The sequence below is a fragment of the Stenotrophomonas sp. STEN046 genome (genome assembly GCF_056759755.1).
Map to the genome: position 1 here is coordinate 1 of NZ_JBRRDR010000050.1, position 15,373 is coordinate 15,373.

At 66.2% G+C, this 15,373-nt stretch carries 13 protein-coding genes; 5 read left to right on the forward strand and 8 right to left on the reverse strand.

All coding sequences use genetic code 11. From position 1 onward, the window contains the following. Nucleotides 1-303 precede the first annotated feature (303 nt). From ACVOLJ_RS18040 to ACVOLJ_RS18055, 4 genes are all read right to left on the reverse strand, one after another. Nucleotides 304-738 (reverse strand): NfeD family protein, encoded by a 435-nt coding sequence (locus ACVOLJ_RS18040; protein ID WP_481564756.1) that lies wholly within the window; start codon nt 736-738, stop codon nt 304-306. A 1-nt stretch (nt 739) separates the two neighbouring features. Continuing rightward, a complete protein-coding gene (locus tag ACVOLJ_RS18045) occupies nt 740-1,702 on the reverse strand; it encodes an SPFH domain-containing protein (protein ID WP_475280026.1) in 963 nt (320 codons plus the stop codon). Between the two features lie 112 nt (nt 1,703-1,814). Continuing rightward, entirely contained in the window at nt 1,815-2,558 is a 744-nt protein-coding gene (locus tag ACVOLJ_RS18050; RefSeq protein ID WP_481564757.1) for a FadR/GntR family transcriptional regulator, read from the reverse strand. Between the two features lie 101 nt (nt 2,559-2,659). Beyond that, on the reverse strand, nt 2,660-5,551 hold the full coding sequence (locus ACVOLJ_RS18055) for a TonB-dependent receptor (protein ID WP_481564758.1): 2,892 nt from the start codon (nt 5,549-5,551) through the stop codon (nt 2,660-2,662). A gap of 242 nt (nt 5,552-5,793) precedes the next feature. Here ACVOLJ_RS18055 and ACVOLJ_RS18060 point away from each other — a divergent pair, with 242 nt between their 5' ends. From ACVOLJ_RS18060 to ACVOLJ_RS18080, 5 genes are read left to right on the forward strand one after another with little or no spacing between them, the layout of a single operon-like run. Further along, nucleotides 5,794-7,233, forward strand: coding sequence for a polysaccharide lyase 6 family protein (locus tag ACVOLJ_RS18060; RefSeq protein WP_481564759.1), 1,440 nt, complete (start codon nt 5,794-5,796; stop codon nt 7,231-7,233). Next, the gene (locus ACVOLJ_RS18065; protein WP_475280030.1) at nt 7,230-9,464 is read left to right on the forward strand and encodes an oligoalginate lyase; all 2,235 of its coding nucleotides are present in this window, start codon (nt 7,230-7,232) and stop codon (nt 9,462-9,464) included. The genes ACVOLJ_RS18060 and ACVOLJ_RS18065 overlap by 4 nt, the downstream gene beginning before the upstream one ends. Continuing rightward, entirely contained in the window at nt 9,461-10,765 is a 1,305-nt protein-coding gene (locus ACVOLJ_RS18070) for an MFS transporter (protein WP_475280031.1), read from the forward strand. Before ACVOLJ_RS18065 ends, ACVOLJ_RS18070 begins: the two co-directional genes overlap by 4 nt. 48 nt (nt 10,766-10,813) lie before the next feature. Next, entirely contained in the window at nt 10,814-11,566 is a 753-nt protein-coding gene (locus tag ACVOLJ_RS18075; protein WP_481564760.1) for an SDR family NAD(P)-dependent oxidoreductase, read from the forward strand. Between the two features lie 14 nt (nt 11,567-11,580). Further along, on the forward strand, nt 11,581-12,768 hold the full coding sequence (locus ACVOLJ_RS18080) for a GDSL-type esterase/lipase family protein (protein ID WP_481564761.1): 1,188 nt from the start codon (nt 11,581-11,583) through the stop codon (nt 12,766-12,768). A gap of 33 nt (nt 12,769-12,801) precedes the next feature. Here the strand turns inward: ACVOLJ_RS18080 and ACVOLJ_RS18085 are convergent, their stop codons facing one another. From ACVOLJ_RS18085 to nudE, 4 genes are read right to left on the reverse strand one after another with little or no spacing between them, the layout of a single operon-like run. After that, nucleotides 12,802-13,128, reverse strand: coding sequence for a YnfA family protein (locus tag ACVOLJ_RS18085; RefSeq protein WP_100553277.1), 327 nt, complete (start codon nt 13,126-13,128; stop codon nt 12,802-12,804). After that, nucleotides 13,125-13,961, reverse strand: coding sequence for a nucleoside triphosphate pyrophosphohydrolase (gene mazG, locus ACVOLJ_RS18090; RefSeq protein WP_475280035.1), 837 nt, complete (start codon nt 13,959-13,961; stop codon nt 13,125-13,127). Before mazG ends, ACVOLJ_RS18085 begins: the two co-directional genes overlap by 4 nt. Nucleotides 13,962-13,974: 13 nt before the next feature. Next, the gene (gene cysQ, locus ACVOLJ_RS18095; protein ID WP_475280036.1) at nt 13,975-14,778 is read right to left on the reverse strand and encodes a 3'(2'),5'-bisphosphate nucleotidase CysQ; all 804 of its coding nucleotides are present in this window, start codon (nt 14,776-14,778) and stop codon (nt 13,975-13,977) included. Beyond that, entirely contained in the window at nt 14,775-15,338 is a 564-nt protein-coding gene (nudE, locus tag ACVOLJ_RS18100) for an ADP compounds hydrolase NudE (RefSeq protein ID WP_475280037.1), read from the reverse strand. Before nudE ends, cysQ begins: the two co-directional genes overlap by 4 nt. Nucleotides 15,339-15,373: the final 35 nt, after the last annotated feature.

A 15,373-nucleotide genomic window follows, 5' to 3' on the forward strand; every position in this document is an offset into this window, starting at 1 on the left:
ATCCCAGATCGGCCGGTCGCTGGTCGTGCCGCAGCGCAGCGGGGGGGGTTGTGGGCCGGCCGGGGGCGGCCCCGGGTTGTAAAAACCCAAGCCCCTCCCCCCACCCCAGCACCGGGGCGGCCGGGGGCCGGGGGCCCGGCCGGGGGGGGGGGGGGGGGGTCGGGGTGTTTGTGGGGGGGTATTTTTTTTTTTTTTTTTTTTCCCGGCCGCCCCCCCCCCCCCCCCCCCCCCCCGACCCAAACACATGAAACGCACTACGCGACCAACCCACGAGGGGCTGGGCCGTTCGCTGAAAACTCCGATCTACGCAGCCGCCTCGACCACCAGCACGCTGCCCTGCACCGCCACCACCCTTACCAGGGTGCCGGCCGGCAATGCCGGTCCGCTCACCTGCCACGACGCATCGTCGATGTTGACCCTGCCCTGCCCAGCGTCGATGCCCTGCTGCAGTGGCACCACGCGGCCGACCAGCTGCTCGGCACGCCGGTTGAGCAGCGGCGCATCGCTCTGCCGCGCACGCGGACGGCCCCAATGCCGATAGCACTGGATCGACAGCACGCTGAGCAGCACGAAGGCGACCACCTGCCACAGCACCGGGATATCGCTGAACACCGCCACCAGCGCGAACACCGCCGCCGCGCCAATGCCGATCCACAGCATGAACGCGCCCGGCGCCAATGCCTCGGCGGCGAACAGCAGCAGCGCCAACGCTCCCCACACGACGACTTCCCAGCGCATGTCAGCCTCCGATCGGTGGCGGCCGCTTGCCACCGGCCTGCTTGCTGTTCTGGTCAGACAGTGCCTGCCTGGCCAGTTCGGCCACGCCAGCGATCGAACCGATCACCCCGCTGGCCTCCATCGGCATCAGCACCAGCTTCTGGTTCGGCGAACTGGCCAGCTCCTTGAAGGCCTCCACATACTTCTGTGCGACGAAGTAGTTGATCGCCTGCACATCGCCCTCGGCGATCGCTGCCGACACCACCCGGGTCGCCATGGCTTCGGCCTCGGCCAGGCGCTCGCGCGCCTCGGCATCGCGGAACGCGGCCTCGCGGCGGCCCTCCGCCTCCAGCACCGTGGCCTGCTTCTCGCCTTCGGCACGCAGGATCTCCGACTGCCGTGAACCTTCTGCTTCCAGGATCTGCGCGCGCTTCTCGCGCTCGGCCTTCATCTGTCGCGCCATCGCGTCGAGCAGATCGCGCGGCGGCTGGATGTCGCGGATTTCGATGCGGTTGACCTTCACACCCCACGGGTTGGTGGCGTGGTCGACCACGCTCAGCAGCTTGGCATTGATCACCTCGCGCTGGCTGAGCGATTCATCCAGGTCCATCGAGCCGATCACGGTACGGATGTTGGTCTGCACCAGGGCGATCATCGCCACTTCCAGCACCGCCACTTCGTAAGCCGCCTTGGCCGCATCCAGGACCTGGAAGAACACCACGCCATCCACGCGTACGGCGGCGTTGTCCTTGGTGATCACTTCCTGGCCAGGCACGTCCAGCACCTGCTCCATCATGTTCACCTTGCGCCCCACCCCGTACACGATCGGGATCAGGAAATGCAGGCCGGGCGACATGGTGTGGGTATAGCGGCCGAACCGCTCGACGGTCCATTCATAACCCTGCGGCACCATCCGTACTGCCTTGAACAGGATCACCACGGCCACGAAGGCCAGTACCACGGTGAAGAACATGGTCGGGAACATCGCGCTTTCCTTATGGGAGACGTCCGGGGTCCAGCATAGCGCGTGCATCCGCGGGATGCGGAGACCGCCCGCTCCGGCGGAAAGCAGCCGGGCAGGCGCTCGGCTCGCCAACTCAGATGCGGGTGGTCACCAGGAAGCGTTCGCGGTCCTGCTGGGTCTGCCGGCGGATCTCGGCCAGCGCCTGGCTTTCGGTCGCCTCCAGCATCGCCTCGAACAGGCGCTGGAAGTGATGCCGCATCGCATTGCGGGTCGCGACCGGATCGCGCGCGCGCAGGCCCTCGAAGATCGCCATGTGCTCGTCGGCGCGGCTGGCGCCGTCGTCGTGGCAGACCCGTGCGTACACCTCGGTCACCCGCGGCAGTTCGCTGCGCATGCGCCAGATCTGCTGCACCAGATATTCCACCACCGGGTTGCCCGACAGCCGCGCGATGGCCAGGTGGAAGCGGCGGTCATAGTCACCGGCCTGCTCATCGGTCAGGTCGCGCCGGCACAATGCCTCGGCCAGTTCCTGCAGTTCGGCGATCCCGGCGTCATCGATATTGCTGGCCGCCAGCGCTGCCGCTTCGGCCTCGAACACCGCGCGTGCCGCCGTCAGGTCGAAGGCGCTGACATCGGGCAATCCACCGGCAGCCTGCGCCGGTCGCGGTTTCACATAGACACCCGAGCCGATCCGGATCGCGATCCAGCCCTGCGCCTCCAGGGCGATTTCGGCCTCGCGGATGGTGACCCGGCTGACGCCGAAGCGTTCGGCCAGTTCACGCTCACCCGGCAAGCGCGAACCCGACGGATATTCGCCGTCTTCGATCAGCTTGCGGAGCTTGGCGGCGATGGTCTGGTAGAGACGGTTGGCGGACATGCGGCTGACCCTTGGCGGTTCCCTCCTGCCCGTCCCCGGCCACCGGGCACGGTGCGGGTCCGGATGGAGCGACGGCGCGACCCGTGGCCGCGCCGCCCTGTTCAGAACTTGTATCGTACACCGAAATACGCGCGCCGCCCGTAGCTCACCACCTCGCGGAAATTGCCGTAAAGCGGCTGGTATGCCACGCGTGGCTCGTTGGTCAGGTTCATCAGTTCCAGCGACAGCGACATCTGCTTGTTCACCCGGTAGCGCAGGCGCAGATCGACGCTGGTGTTGTCATCGTAGTAGCGGTTCTGCTGCGCAGCGTTGCCGGTGAAGTCCTGGTAGTAGTGCGAGCGGAACTTGCCGATGGCCTGGATGTTGAAACGACCCACGTCCCAGTAGATCGAGCCGGACAGCACGTGCCGCGAGAAGCCGCTCAGGCCCGCCGGCGGCACGATGGCCGGAATGACCGTGCCATCGGCCGACAGCTGCTCGCCCAGGCGCGAATCCTGGGTCTGGTAGTCGGCATCGGCATAGTTGTAACTGACCTTGAAACCCAGGCCATCAAACGGCTTGGGCAGGTACGACAGACGGTGGGTGGCGCTCAGTTCGATACCGGTCAGCGTGCTGTCCTCGTCGGTGGTGACCTGTTGCCGCACCGGTACCGTCACCGTCTGTCCGTTGATGCTGTAGGTCTCGGGCACCAGCGCGGTCGCGGTACCGCCGTTGAACTGCTTCCAGTACACCGCGCCCGACAACATCGTGTCCGGATTCGGATACCACTCCAGCGACAGATCGCCGTTCCAGGACATCAATGGCTGCGCTGCGGGATTGCCGCTGGCGCTGATGTCATCCAGCGCGTCGGCCAGGTTGCCGTAGGTGGCATCGCTGCTGACGTTGATGGTGCGGCCGGCACCCAGCGCGGCGATATCCGGGCGTGACATCGCCCGATAGGCGCCCACCCGCAGCAGCAGGTCCGGCTTCAGCTCGAAGGCGGCGTTCAGGCTGGGCAGCAGCTTGTCGTTGCCCGCCTTGAAGACCTGGCGGGTGAAATCACCGGTGGGCTGCAGGCGGATCGTACCGTCGCCGTTGTCGACGATGGCAAGGTCGGTGCGCACGCCTTCGGAACGGACATCGGTCTTGACCCAGCGCAGGCCGAGGTTACCGGTCACCGGCAGGCCGAACAGCGTGCTGCTGAATTCACCCATCAGGTACAGCGCACGGGTTTTCTCGTTGACATCGACGTTGTTGGGGTCCTGGAAGTCCGGGTCCAGGCCGCTGTCGCTGGTGCCGCGGAAGGACTGGTACAGGCAACTGGGATCGAAATAGGCCCATGACGAAATCGTGTTGCCGCTGGCCGCATCCATGAAGTCATCCTGCGGGAACGGCGCGCGGCACGCGCGGTTGGCAGCGATGATCCTGGCCTTGTCGGCCGCCACGCGCTGGTCGTAGTCGGTCACCAGCGTGTTGTCACGCAGGCGGTAGTCGGCCTGGCTGGCACGCAGCCCGCCCTTGATGCGGGTGAAGAAGCCGGACTCGGGCATGAAGCTGGCATCGAATCGACCGGCCTTGATCTTGTGGTCGTTCTCGGTGGCGCTGGACGTCACCCGCGCCGCACCGGTGTAGGCGTCCCAGTTGTTCGGATCGAAGTTCGGCGCCAACGCGATGCCAGGCGCTTCCCCGTGCCAGTCCCAGTCGTAGTCGACATAGCCGGTGGCGCCGCTGCTGATGCCCGGCACGATGGCATTGTTGACGTCGCGCTGATTGGCGCGCAGGCGGGTCATGCGCTCGCTGTCTAGGCGGTTGGTATGCGAGTAGGAAAGGTCGGTGGACAGTTCCCAGGCCGGGCTCGGACGCAGGATCAGATTGAGGCCACCCCCGGTGTATTCCTCGCCGCGCCAGTAACGGTTGGAGGTCGAGTCGATCGAGGTGCTGCCGTGCAGGTGGCGGACGATGCCGTTCTCGTCCACGTCGCGCTGGGTGATGCCGCGGCGTGCGTTGGACAGGCTCAGGTCGCTGCGGTTCTCGTCCCAGTTGCGTTCGGTGTGTTCGAAATCAACGTTGACCTCGACCACATCGTTGGGGCGCCACTGGATCGCGGCGAATTCGCTCTGGCGATCGTTGCGCTCCTGCTTCAGGCGGTAGATGCGGCTGCTGGGCACCAGGTAATAGGGCGCGCCATTGGCGATGGCCTGGGCGGTGACTTCGTTGCAGTTGGCGTTGCCCACGTTCTGGGTACCATCGCAGGCATACCAGGTGGAACCACTGGTGATGCTCTCCTCCGGGTCGGTGCCTTCCAGTCGCTGGAACCCCAGCGAGATGCCGAGCTTCTGGCCATCGCCGAATTCGAACTGGTCGATGTAGCTGGCAGTACCGCGGTAGCCGATGCCATCGTCGTCGCGGTACTTCTTGTCATACTCGGCCCAGCTGCCACGCAGGTCGATCTGCGCCGAGCGCTTGCCGTATTCCAGCGGCTTGACCGTTTCCAGGCCGATGGTGCCGGCCACGCCGCCTTCGATGATGTCTGCGCGCTGGGTCTTGTAGATGGCCACGGTGTTGATCAGCTCGGCCGGGAACATGTTGAAGTTCACCGAACGGTCGCCGCTGCCGTTGGTGATCTCGCGGCCGTTGAAATTGGTGCTGCTGAGGAAAGCGCCAAGACCGCGGATCGAGATTTCCGAGGCACCGGTCTTGTCGCGGGTCGAGGCGGCGCCGGTCAGTGTCTCGATCGCATCGGCCAGCGAAGGCGCGGGCAGGTCACCGATGTCGTCGGCCGACAGCACATCGGCGATCACCGTGTCATCGCGCTTCTTGTTGATCGAACTCTGCATCGACTCGCGGATGCCGGTGACCTGGACCTGGTCCAGGGTGGTGGCGTCCTGCGCGGCACCGGCAGCGCTGGACTGTGCATGCACAACCGGCGAGGCGGCCAGCGCAGCGAGCAGTGCCACGATCAGCGGCGTGGGTGTCAATGATGTACGACGTACAGCTCCGGCAGGTTGCCGCATGGTTTCCTCCTCCCAAAGGATCGCCTGGACAGTTGGCTTGGGACGCAGCTTCGACACGCCGACACAGAAATGTCAACCAACTGGACTGGATTTTTCGTAATACCTTTGATCCAGACCACTTGAACGACAATTCATGTGCTGGTGCAGCATGACTTTGCGCGCAACGTGGCTTACAACAACCCCATCAAGTGGTATGCACGCCAACCCTGAAACGACGGCTCTGCCGTCTCCGGAAGGATTTCATGCGCATCCGATCACGCTCACGACGCAGTTCAGAAGCTGCCGCAGGTTTTTGCCTGACAACTGGACTGGCAATTTGCCTGGCCAGTTTCCCGGCAGGTGCGGCCAGCTGGCTGGTGCATGACATCGGCGAGTTCACCACGGCCGCAGCGGCGCTGCAGCCCGGTGATGAAATCGTGCTGGCCGATGGCACCTGGACCGATGCCCGGCTGCTGCTGAAAGGCCAGGGCACGGCAGCAGCGCCGATCGTGCTGCGCGCGCAGACGCCGGGCAAGGTGATCCTCAGCGGGCGTTCGGACCTGCGCCTGGCCGGCAGCTACCTGCAGGTGTCCAGCCTGGTGTTCCGCAACGGCTACACGCCGGGCGATGCGGTGGTGGCCTTCCGTGAATCGAGCAAGGCGGTTGCCCACCACAGCCGCGTCACCGGGCTGGTGATCGACGACTACAGCAATCCCGACGGCAGCGACCAGGACTACTGGGTGTCGCTGTATGGCACCCACAACCGGCTGGACCACAGCCAGCTGCGCGGCAAGAGCAACGCCGGGCCGACCGTGGTGGTGGTGCGCGACGCTGCCCAGGGCCTGGACAACCAGCATCGCATCGACCAGAACTGGTTCGGGCCGCGCCCGGCACTGGGCGTCAATGGCGGCGAAACGATCCGCGTCGGCACCAGCGACACCTCGCTGAGCGATTCCAACAGCACGGTGGAGAACAACTGGTTCGAGGGCTGCGATGGCGAGACCGAGATCGTCTCCAACAAGTCCGGCGGCAACACCTTCCGCGGCAACGTCTTCTATCGCTCGGCCGGCGCGCTGACCCTGCGCCATGGCAACGGCAACCGGGTGATCGACAACGTCTTCCTGGGCGATGACAAGGCCGGCACCGGCGGCGTGCGCATCATCAATGCCGACCAGACCGTGAGCAACAACTACTTCGAGCGGCTGGCCGGGTCCAGCAACCGTTCGGCACTGGCGGTGATGGATGCGCAGGCGAACCCGCCCCTGTCCGGCTATGCGCCGGTGGTGAATGCCACGATCAGCCGCAATACCTTCGTGGATGTATCGAAGATCAGCTTCGGTGTCGGCCATGACGACAGCAAGGGGATCGTGGTCGCGGCCAGCGACAGCCGTTTCAGCGGCAACCTGATCGTCAACCGCACCAGCAGGAACCCACCGAATGCCGCCAGTTCGCTCGCCGGCATCGCCTTCAGCGGCAACCTGCAGTCGCCGCAGGCCAGCACCGTGTTTCCCGGCGGCGTAAGCAGTGGCAGCGTCAGCCTGCAGCTGGCAGGCAGCGGCCTGTGGACACCCTCGCCCGCCCTGCCCGGCATCGGCGCCGACCCGGCGCTGGCCATGACCCCACGCGCGGCGACCGGGGTGGACTGGTATCCCAAGGTGGGCGAGGTTGCCCTGTCACGCACCAGCAACGGAGTTGATCGATGAGGTTGCAACCGCTGTCCGTTTCGCTTGTCCTGGCCTTGGCCGGGCCCTTTGCATTGCTGCCGGCTGCATCGCTGCAGGCGGCACCTTCGGCAGCGGCGCGCCAGGCCGATACCGCACCGGTGCTGGTGACCGCCACGCAATGGCAGCAGATGGCCAGCGAAGGCAGCCGTTACCCGTGGTTTGCCAAGGAACAGGCACGCACGCAGAAGACCCTGCAGAAGATGATGAAGACCGGCATTGATGTGCCGGTACCCAAGGACAAGGGCGGCGGTCGCACGCATGAGCAGCACAAGCGCAACTACCAGGCGCTGCTGGCTGCCGGCACGATGTACCGGCTGACCGGTGACAGGGCGTACGTGGACTACGCGCGCGACATGCTGCTGCAGTACGCCAAGCTTTACCCCACCCTGGGGCCGCATCCGGAAGGACGTGGGCAGATTCCCGGCCGCGTGTTCTGGCAGGTGCTCAATGATTCGGTGTGGCTGGTCAATGCCATCCAGGGCTACGACGCGATCCGCGACGCACTGTCGGCGCAGGATCGGCAGACCATCGAATCGCAGGTATTCCGGCCGATGGCCGAGTTCCTGGCCAGTGAACCGAAGAACTACGACCAGATCCACAATCACGCCACCTGGGCGGTAGCGGCCACCGGCATGACCGGCTATGTGCTGCGCGACCCGGAACTGGTGGAGAAGTCACTGCGCGGCAGCCGCAAGGATGACCAGTTCGGCTTCCTGCGGCAGATCGACCTTCTTTTCTCGCCCGATGGCTATTACGAGGAAGGCCCCTACTACCAGCGCTATGCGCTGGCGCCGTTCCTGCTGTTTGCCAATGCGATCGAGCGCAACGAACCACAGCGGAAGATCTTCGCCCGCCGCGATGGCGTGCTGCTCAAGGCCGTGGACGTGCTGGTGCAGACCAGCTACGACGGCCTGTTCTTCCCGATCAACGATGCGATCCTGGACAAGGGCATCGATACCGAGGAACTGGTCGCCGGTATCGGCATCGCCTATGCGCGTACCCATGATGGGCGCCTGCTGTCGGTGGCCCAGCAGCAGAAGCGCCTGCTGCTTTCACCGGAAGGGCTGCAGGTGGCGCAGGCGCTGGCCGCCGACAAGGCCAAGCCGTTCGACTACCGCCCGATGCTGCTGCGCGACGGCCCCGACGGCGACCGCGGCGGCCTGGCGATCCTGCGCATGGGCGGCGAGCGCGGCCAGGCGCTGGTGCAGAAGGACACCATGCAGGGCATGGGGCACGGCCATTTCGACAAGCTCAACTGGCTGTTCTACGACAACGGCAACCCGGTGGTGACCGATTACGGTTCGGCACGGTTCCTCAACGTGGAAGCCAAGCGCGGTGGCATCTACCTGGCCGAAAACCGCAGCTGGGCCAAACAGACCGTGGCCCACAACACGCTGGTGGTGAACGGACAAAGCCATTTCAACGGGGACTGGAAGCGCGGCGAGGAGCACGCGCCACAGGTGCGCTTCTTCCAGGCCGAGGCCGAGACCCAGATCGCGTCGGCGACCATGCGCGATGCCTATCCTGGCGTGGTGTTCACCCGTACCCAGGCACTGCTGCGCCACCCGGACCTTGCCCTGCCGGTGGTGATGGACCTGCTGCAGGTACACGGTGACAAGACCGCGCGCTACGACCTGCCGCTGCATTTCAACGGGCATATCGTCAGCACCGGCTTCGAGGCCGAACATTTCCCCGCACAGCGCCCGGTGCTGGGTGCCGACAACGGTTACCAGCATCTGTGGCTGGATGCCCGCAGCAAGCCTGGCAACGAGCCGCGCACGCTGGCGTGGCTGCTTGACGGCCGCTTCTACACCTATCGTTTCGGCAGCAGCGCTCCATCGCAGGCACTGCTGGTGGAAAGCGGCGCCAACGATCCCGAATTCAACCTGCGCCGTGAACCTGCACTGCTGCAGCGCGTGGAAGGACAGAAGGATGTGACCTTCTTCAGCGTGCTGGAACCCCACGGCGAGTACAACGGCACCGCCGAGTACGTGCATGGTGCCGACAGCCGCATCCGCGAGGTGGTGCGTACCCGCGGCAGCGATGCAGAAGTGATCGAGCTGCGCCTGGCCAGTGGTGCACGCATCGCGCTGGGCGTGGCCGACGACAGCACCGGCAAGGGCGAGCACAGCGTCACCGTGGATGGCCATGCCTACCGCTGGAGCGGCAGCCACGCGCGCATGGACCGCAGCAAGGGTGAGGCGCGATGAACGGTGCCTCGCCCGTGGCTGCGCTGCGCAGGGTGCCGGTCCGCTCGGCGGTGCGCTGGCTGATCGTCGGCCTGATCGCCGTGGCCACGGTGATCAACTACATCGACCGCAACGCACTGGCGGTGATGTGGCCGGAGATCGCCAAGGAAGTCGGCGCGACCAAGGACGACTACGCGCTGCTGGTCACCGTGTTCATGCTGTTCTATGCAGCGGGCCAGTTCCTGTTCGGCCGGCTGTTCGACATGATCGGCACACGGCTGGGCTTCGCCCTGTCGATCAGTGTGTGGTCGATCTCCATCGCGCTGCATTCGATCACCCATTCGATGCTGTCCTTCAGCCTGGTACGGGCGATGCTGGGCATCAGTGAAGCCGGTGCATGGCCTGGTGCGGTGAAAGCAAACGCCGAGTGGTTCCCCGCCCGTGAGCGCGCCCTGGCACAAGGCATCTTCAATGCCGGCGCCTCGATCGGCGCGATCGTTTCGGCACCGGCCATCGCCGCGCTGTACCTGTGGCTGGGCTGGCGCGGCACCTTCGTGCTGGTCGGCGCACTTGGCTTCCTGTGGCTGCTGCCGTGGTTGTTCGTCTACCGCGCCGGTCCGGACAAGCACCCGTGGGTGAGCGATGCCGAGCGCCGGTTGATCATGGAAGACCGGGCGGGCCAACGCGATGCCGATGCCCCCAAGGTGAGCGTGCGTGCGCTGCTGGCGCACCGGCAGAGCTGGGGCATGCTGGCCTGCCGCTTCCTGCTGGATCCGATCTGGTGGCTGTTCGTGTCCTGGCTGCCGATCTACCTGGCCGAAACCTTCGGCTTTGACATCAAGCAGATCGGCCTGTTCGCCTGGGTGCCGTTCGTTGGCGCGATGCTGGGCAGCCTCACCGGTGGCTGGCTGTCGGGACGGATGATCAACGCCGGCCGCAGCGTGGACCACGCGCGCAAACTGTCGATCACCCTCGGCTGCGTGATCATGGCGCCGGCCTTGCTGGGCGCGGTCATGGCCAACCAGCCGTTGCTGGCGGTGCTGGCCATCGCTGCGGTGCTGTTCGGTTTCCAGGTGGCCATCGGCAACATCCAGACCCTGCCCGGCGACCTGTTCGATGGCCGTTCGGTAGGCACCCTCGCCGGTCTCGGCGGCCTTGCGGCCGTCGCCGGCACCTTGATCACCACCTGGCTGGTGCCGGTGCTGACCCGTCATTCCTACGCGCCGATCTTCATCCTCGTCGCCGCCCTGGTGCCGCTGTCGCTGGCCGCGCTGTGGTGGTGGACCGGCCCGATCCACAAGCTCGACCGTCGCGACGGCTGAGCCGCTTCCCTTTCCTTTCATTCCCCCGCAAACCAAGGAGTTTCCCGCATGTCGTTCCAGGACAAGGTGGCCATCGTCACCGGTGGTGGCCGTGATATCGGCCGTGCCGTTTCGATCAAGCTGGCCGCCGCCGGCGCACGCGTCTGCATCAACTACGCCAACGATGAAGGCAGCGCACAGCAGACCCTGGCGCTGATCCAGGCCGCGGGTGGCCAGGCCATCGTCCATCGCGCCGACGTTACCGATGCCGCCGCTGTGGCTGGCCTGGTTGCCGCCACCCAGGCGGCGTTCGGCCAGCGCATCGATGTACTGGTGAACGTGGCCGGTGGCATGGTCGAGCGTCGTCCGCTGGCCGACATCGATCCGGCGTTCTTCCACAAGGTGATCGATCTCAACCTGACCTCCACCTACCTGACCACCCACGCGGTGGTGCCGCACATGGGCGAAGGCGCAGCGATCGTGAACTTCGCCTCGCAGGCAGGTCGCGATGGCGGCGGCCCGGGTGCGGCCATCTATGCCACGGCCAAGGCCGGCGTGATGACCTTCACCCGTGCGATGGCCAAGGAGCTTGGGCCGAAGGGCATCCGTGTCAATGCGCTGTGCTGCGGCATGATTGCCACCCGCTTCCATGATGAGTTCACCAGGCCGGAAGTGCGCACGGCGGTGGCCGGGGCGACGCCGCTGCGCCGCCAGGGCAACCCGGACGAAGCGGCCGAGGCGGCGGTGTACCTGGTCTCGGAGGCGGCCGCGTTCATCACCGGCGCGAACCTGGACGTCAACGGCGGCACCTACTTCTCCTGACGGGAACCCTGACCATGCAGCGCTGGATCACGTTGCTCTCCCTCGCCATCGGCACCGCCCTGGCCACACCTGCTGCCTGCGCGGCGCCGGTGTGGGTGACCGCCTGGACCGCCTCTCCCGCCCCCGACCGCAAGGACGGAAGCGCGGAGGCGCCGGTGCAGTTCGCCGCCCAGACCGTGCGCCAGGACATGCGCCTGGGCAGTCGCGGGAATGCGCTGCGCCTGCGTATCAGCAATGAACTGGGCACTGCGCCGCTGCATGTGGAACAGGTGCGCGTGCGCCTGGCCGATGGCAAGGGCGCAGCGCTGCCGGTCACCGTCGATGGACGTACTTCCATCGACGTACCGGTGGGCGCGGCAGTGCTGAGCGACGTGCTGCCGCTGCAGGTGGCCGCGCTGCAGGACATCAGCGTGACCGCCTACTTCCCGCAGCCGACCCGGCCTGCAGTACGGCGTACCGTGGTGCGCGTGGTCGATGGAAAGCAGCCGCAGGTGGCCGACAGTGTGCGCGTGGGTTACCAGCAGAACGTGTTCTCGGCGGTACTGGTACAGCGCGCGGACCGTCCACGGGTGATCGTTGCCCTCGGCGATTCCATCACCGAAGGCGCGACCGCAACCCGTGGTTCGTTCAACCAGTGGCCGGAGCGCCTCGGCGTGCGCCTGCAGCAGGCCTGCCCGGACCGCTTCGTGGTGCTCAACCAGGGTATCAGTGGCAACAAACTGCTGGACCACGGCCGCAGCCACAGCGCGTTGTCACGACTGGACCGCGACGTGATCGCCGTGGCCGACGCCGACCTGGTGATCCTGTTTGAAGGCATCAACGATATCCGCCAGGGCGGGGGTGCGCCTCCGCTGCCAGGGCGCAGTGCTGAGGACATGCTGCTGGGCTATCGCCAGGTGGCAGCGCGCCTGCACGCGCATGGCATACGCGCCTACCTCGGCACGTTGACGCCGTTCGGCGGATCGGAGCGTTACGAACCGGTTTCGGCGAAGGTGCGGGCGACGATCAACGCCTGGGCGCGCAGCGGGGACAGCAGTTTCGATGGCGTGGTGGATTTCGATGCGACGCTGCGTGATCCTGCGCAGCCGGAGTCATTGCCGGCGGAGATCACCCGCGATCACCTGCATCCCAACGATGAGGGCTACCGGCGCATGGCCGATGCGATCAACCTGCCGATGCTGGGGTGCCAGGTCCTGCGCTGAAGTGCCGCCGGGCATCGCCCGGCGTCGGTGACATCACACCGGTTGGCGCGGGCCGAACATGATCACCGCCATGCCGGCCAGGCACAGCGCCGCGCCCAGCATGTCCCAACGGCTGGGGCGGATGCCGTCGACCAGCCACAGCCAGAACAGCGCCGTGCCGATGTACACGCCACCGTAGGCCGCATAGACGCGCCCGCTGGCGGTGGGGTGCAGGGTCAGCAGCCAGGCGAACAGCGCCAGACTGGCTGCCGCCGGCAGCAGCAGCCAGATGCTGCCGCCCTTGCGCAGCCACAGCCACGGCAGATAGCAACCGACGATCTCGGCCAACGCCGTCAGCAGGAACAGGCCAAGCGTCTTCACGCCTTTTCCGTTGCCTTGGCGTGCTGCCAGAGCGCTTCCTGGGCGTCCAGGTCCAGTGCGGCCAACGATTCGCCCTGGACCTCGGCCTGGGCTTCCATGGCGCGGAAGCGACGTTCGAACTTGTGGTTGGCACCACGCAGGGCGGCGCCAAGGTCGATGTCGGCATGCCGGGCGAGGTTGGCACAGACAAACAGCAGATCACCCAGCTCTTCCTGCAACCGCGCCTTGTTGCTGGCGACGTCGCCGCGTTCGAACTCCTCGCGCAGTTCCTGCAGTTCTTCGGCCGCCTTGTCCAGCACCGGCAGCGGGCCCGGCCAATCGAAGCCGACCTTGGCCGCACGCGACTGCAGTTTCACCGCCCGCTGCCACTCGGGCAGGCCGCGCGAGATACCAGCCAGCGCCGATGTGTCCTGTTCGCCCTTCGCCGCGCGTTCGGCACGCTTGATCGCGTCCCAGTTGCGCGTCACGCCGTCGGCGTCGTCCACGCTGGCATCGGCGAAGACATGCGGATGGCGGCGCTGCATCTTGTCACTGATCGCACGCGCCACTTCGGCGAAGGCAAAGGCGCCCTGCTCTTCAGCCATGCGCGCGTGAAACACCACCTGCAGCAGCAGGTCACCGAGCTCGTCGCACAGATCGTCGAGGTCGCCGCGATCGATCGCGTCGGCCACTTCATAGGCTTCTTCGATCGTGTAGGGGGCGATGGTCGCGAAGTTCTGCTCCAGGTCCCACGGGCAACCGCCCTGGGGATCGCGCAGGCGGGCCATGATCGCCAGCAGGCGCTCCAGTTCTGCGCTGGCATTGCCGATGGCGGGGGTGTCGTGCGTACTCATGTGCTCTCCAGAATCAATCGGACAACCAGTCGCGCCACGGCAGGCTGGTATCGCCCAACGCCATGAACTCGCCGTTCAGCAGAGTCGGCCGGCGGTTGTACCGGAAGGGCTTGCCGGTGCCCACCGAAAGCACCGCGCCACCGGCTGCGTGCAGCACGCACTGGCCGGCGGCGGTATCCCATTCGGAGGTCGGGCCCAGTCGCGGGTAGACATCCAGGCCGCCTTCGGCGATCCGGCAGAATTTCAGTGACGACCCCTGCACCACGGTCTCGATGTTGCCCATGCGGGCCAGCAACGCGTTGGTTGCCTCCGTCCGGTGCGAACGGCTGGCGGCGACGCGCAGCGGTGCGGTTGCCGGTGTGCGCGTACGCAGCACGGTGTCATGCACGCCCTGCCGGCGATAGGCCAGCTCGCCGCGCATGGCATGCCAGACAATGCCGGTCACCGGCGACTGGACCACGCCGAACGCCGGGGCACCCTGGTAGATCAGCGCGATGTTGACGCTGAACTCGCCATTGCGCTTGACGAAATCGCGGGTGCCATCGAGCGGATCGACCAGCCAGTACGCACCCCAATGCTGCCGCACTTCCCAGGGCACCAGCGGCGACTCCTCGGAAAGGATCGGCAGTTCGGGGGTCAGCTGGCGCAGGCCCTGCTGGATCACCCGGTCGGCCGCAAGGTCAGCGGCGGTGACCGGACTGTCGTCGGATTTCAGCGTGACATCGAAGCCGTTGCCGTACACCTGCATGATGGCCTGCCCGGCTTCCTGGGCAATGGCGATGGTGGTTTCACGCAGTTCGGTGGTCAGCTTGATCATCGTGTTCCCTGCAGCCACTGGCGGGCGATGAACAACGCCGCCAGTGAACGCCCTTCGGAAAAATCCTCGCGCAGCATCAACTGGTCCAGATCAGCCAGCTTCCACGGCACCACTTCCAGTTCTTCCGGTTCATCGCCGGCCAGTTTCTCCGGGTACAGGTCGCGGGCGACCACCAGCCACGACTGATGGCTCATGTAGGTGGGTGCCAGGGTCATCGCGCGCAGCACGTCCACCTGGCGCGCGCCGTAGCCGGCCTCTTCCTTCAATTCGCGGTCGGCGGCCTGTTCAGGCGTTTCCCCGGCATCGATGCGACCCTTGACCAGGCCCAGCTCGTAGCGGTGCATGCCGGCGGCGTATTCACGCACCAGCAGTACCGTTTCCGCATCCAGCATCGGCACCACCACCACCGCTCCATGGCCACGGCTGACCAGACGCTCGAAGCGGCGGCGCTCGCCATTGGAGAACTCCAGGTCCAGGTGCTGGCGCTGGAAGGGCCCGTTCTCCTCGTCGGTGATCCGATGGATGATCGGCAGAGGACGCCTGGCGCGGTCATCGGTCATGCGGATTCTCCGTGGCAGCCGACGCGCGCGCCGGG

Bases quoted from the DNA above. Each gene is read 5' to 3' on its own strand.
- ACVOLJ_RS18045 (WP_475280026.1), bottom strand. From the start codon at position 1,702: ATGTTCCCGACCATGTTCTTCACCGTGGTACTGGCCTTCGTGGCCGTG.
- ACVOLJ_RS18075 (WP_481564760.1), top strand. From the start codon at position 10,814: ATGTCGTTCCAGGACAAGGTGGCCATCGTCACCGGTGGTGGCCGTGAT.
- ACVOLJ_RS18060 (WP_481564759.1), top strand. From the start codon at position 5,794: ATGCGCATCCGATCACGCTCACGACGCAGTTCAGAAGCTGCCGCAGGT.
- mazG (WP_475280035.1), bottom strand. From the start codon at position 13,961: ATGAGTACGCACGACACCCCCGCCATCGGCAATGCCAGCGCAGAACTG.
- ACVOLJ_RS18055 (WP_481564758.1), bottom strand. From the start codon at position 5,551: ATGCGGCAACCTGCCGGAGCTGTACGTCGTACATCATTGACACCCACG.
- cysQ (WP_475280036.1), bottom strand. From the start codon at position 14,778: ATGATCAAGCTGACCACCGAACTGCGTGAAACCACCATCGCCATTGCC.
- ACVOLJ_RS18080 (WP_481564761.1), top strand. From the start codon at position 11,581: ATGCAGCGCTGGATCACGTTGCTCTCCCTCGCCATCGGCACCGCCCTG.
- ACVOLJ_RS18040 (WP_481564756.1), bottom strand. From the start codon at position 738: ATGCGCTGGGAAGTCGTCGTGTGGGGAGCGTTGGCGCTGCTGCTGTTC.
- nudE (WP_475280037.1), bottom strand. From the start codon at position 15,338: ATGACCGATGACCGCGCCAGGCGTCCTCTGCCGATCATCCATCGGATC.
- ACVOLJ_RS18070 (WP_475280031.1), top strand. From the start codon at position 9,461: ATGAACGGTGCCTCGCCCGTGGCTGCGCTGCGCAGGGTGCCGGTCCGC.
- ACVOLJ_RS18065 (WP_475280030.1), top strand. From the start codon at position 7,230: ATGAGGTTGCAACCGCTGTCCGTTTCGCTTGTCCTGGCCTTGGCCGGG.
- ACVOLJ_RS18050 (WP_481564757.1), bottom strand. From the start codon at position 2,558: ATGTCCGCCAACCGTCTCTACCAGACCATCGCCGCCAAGCTCCGCAAG.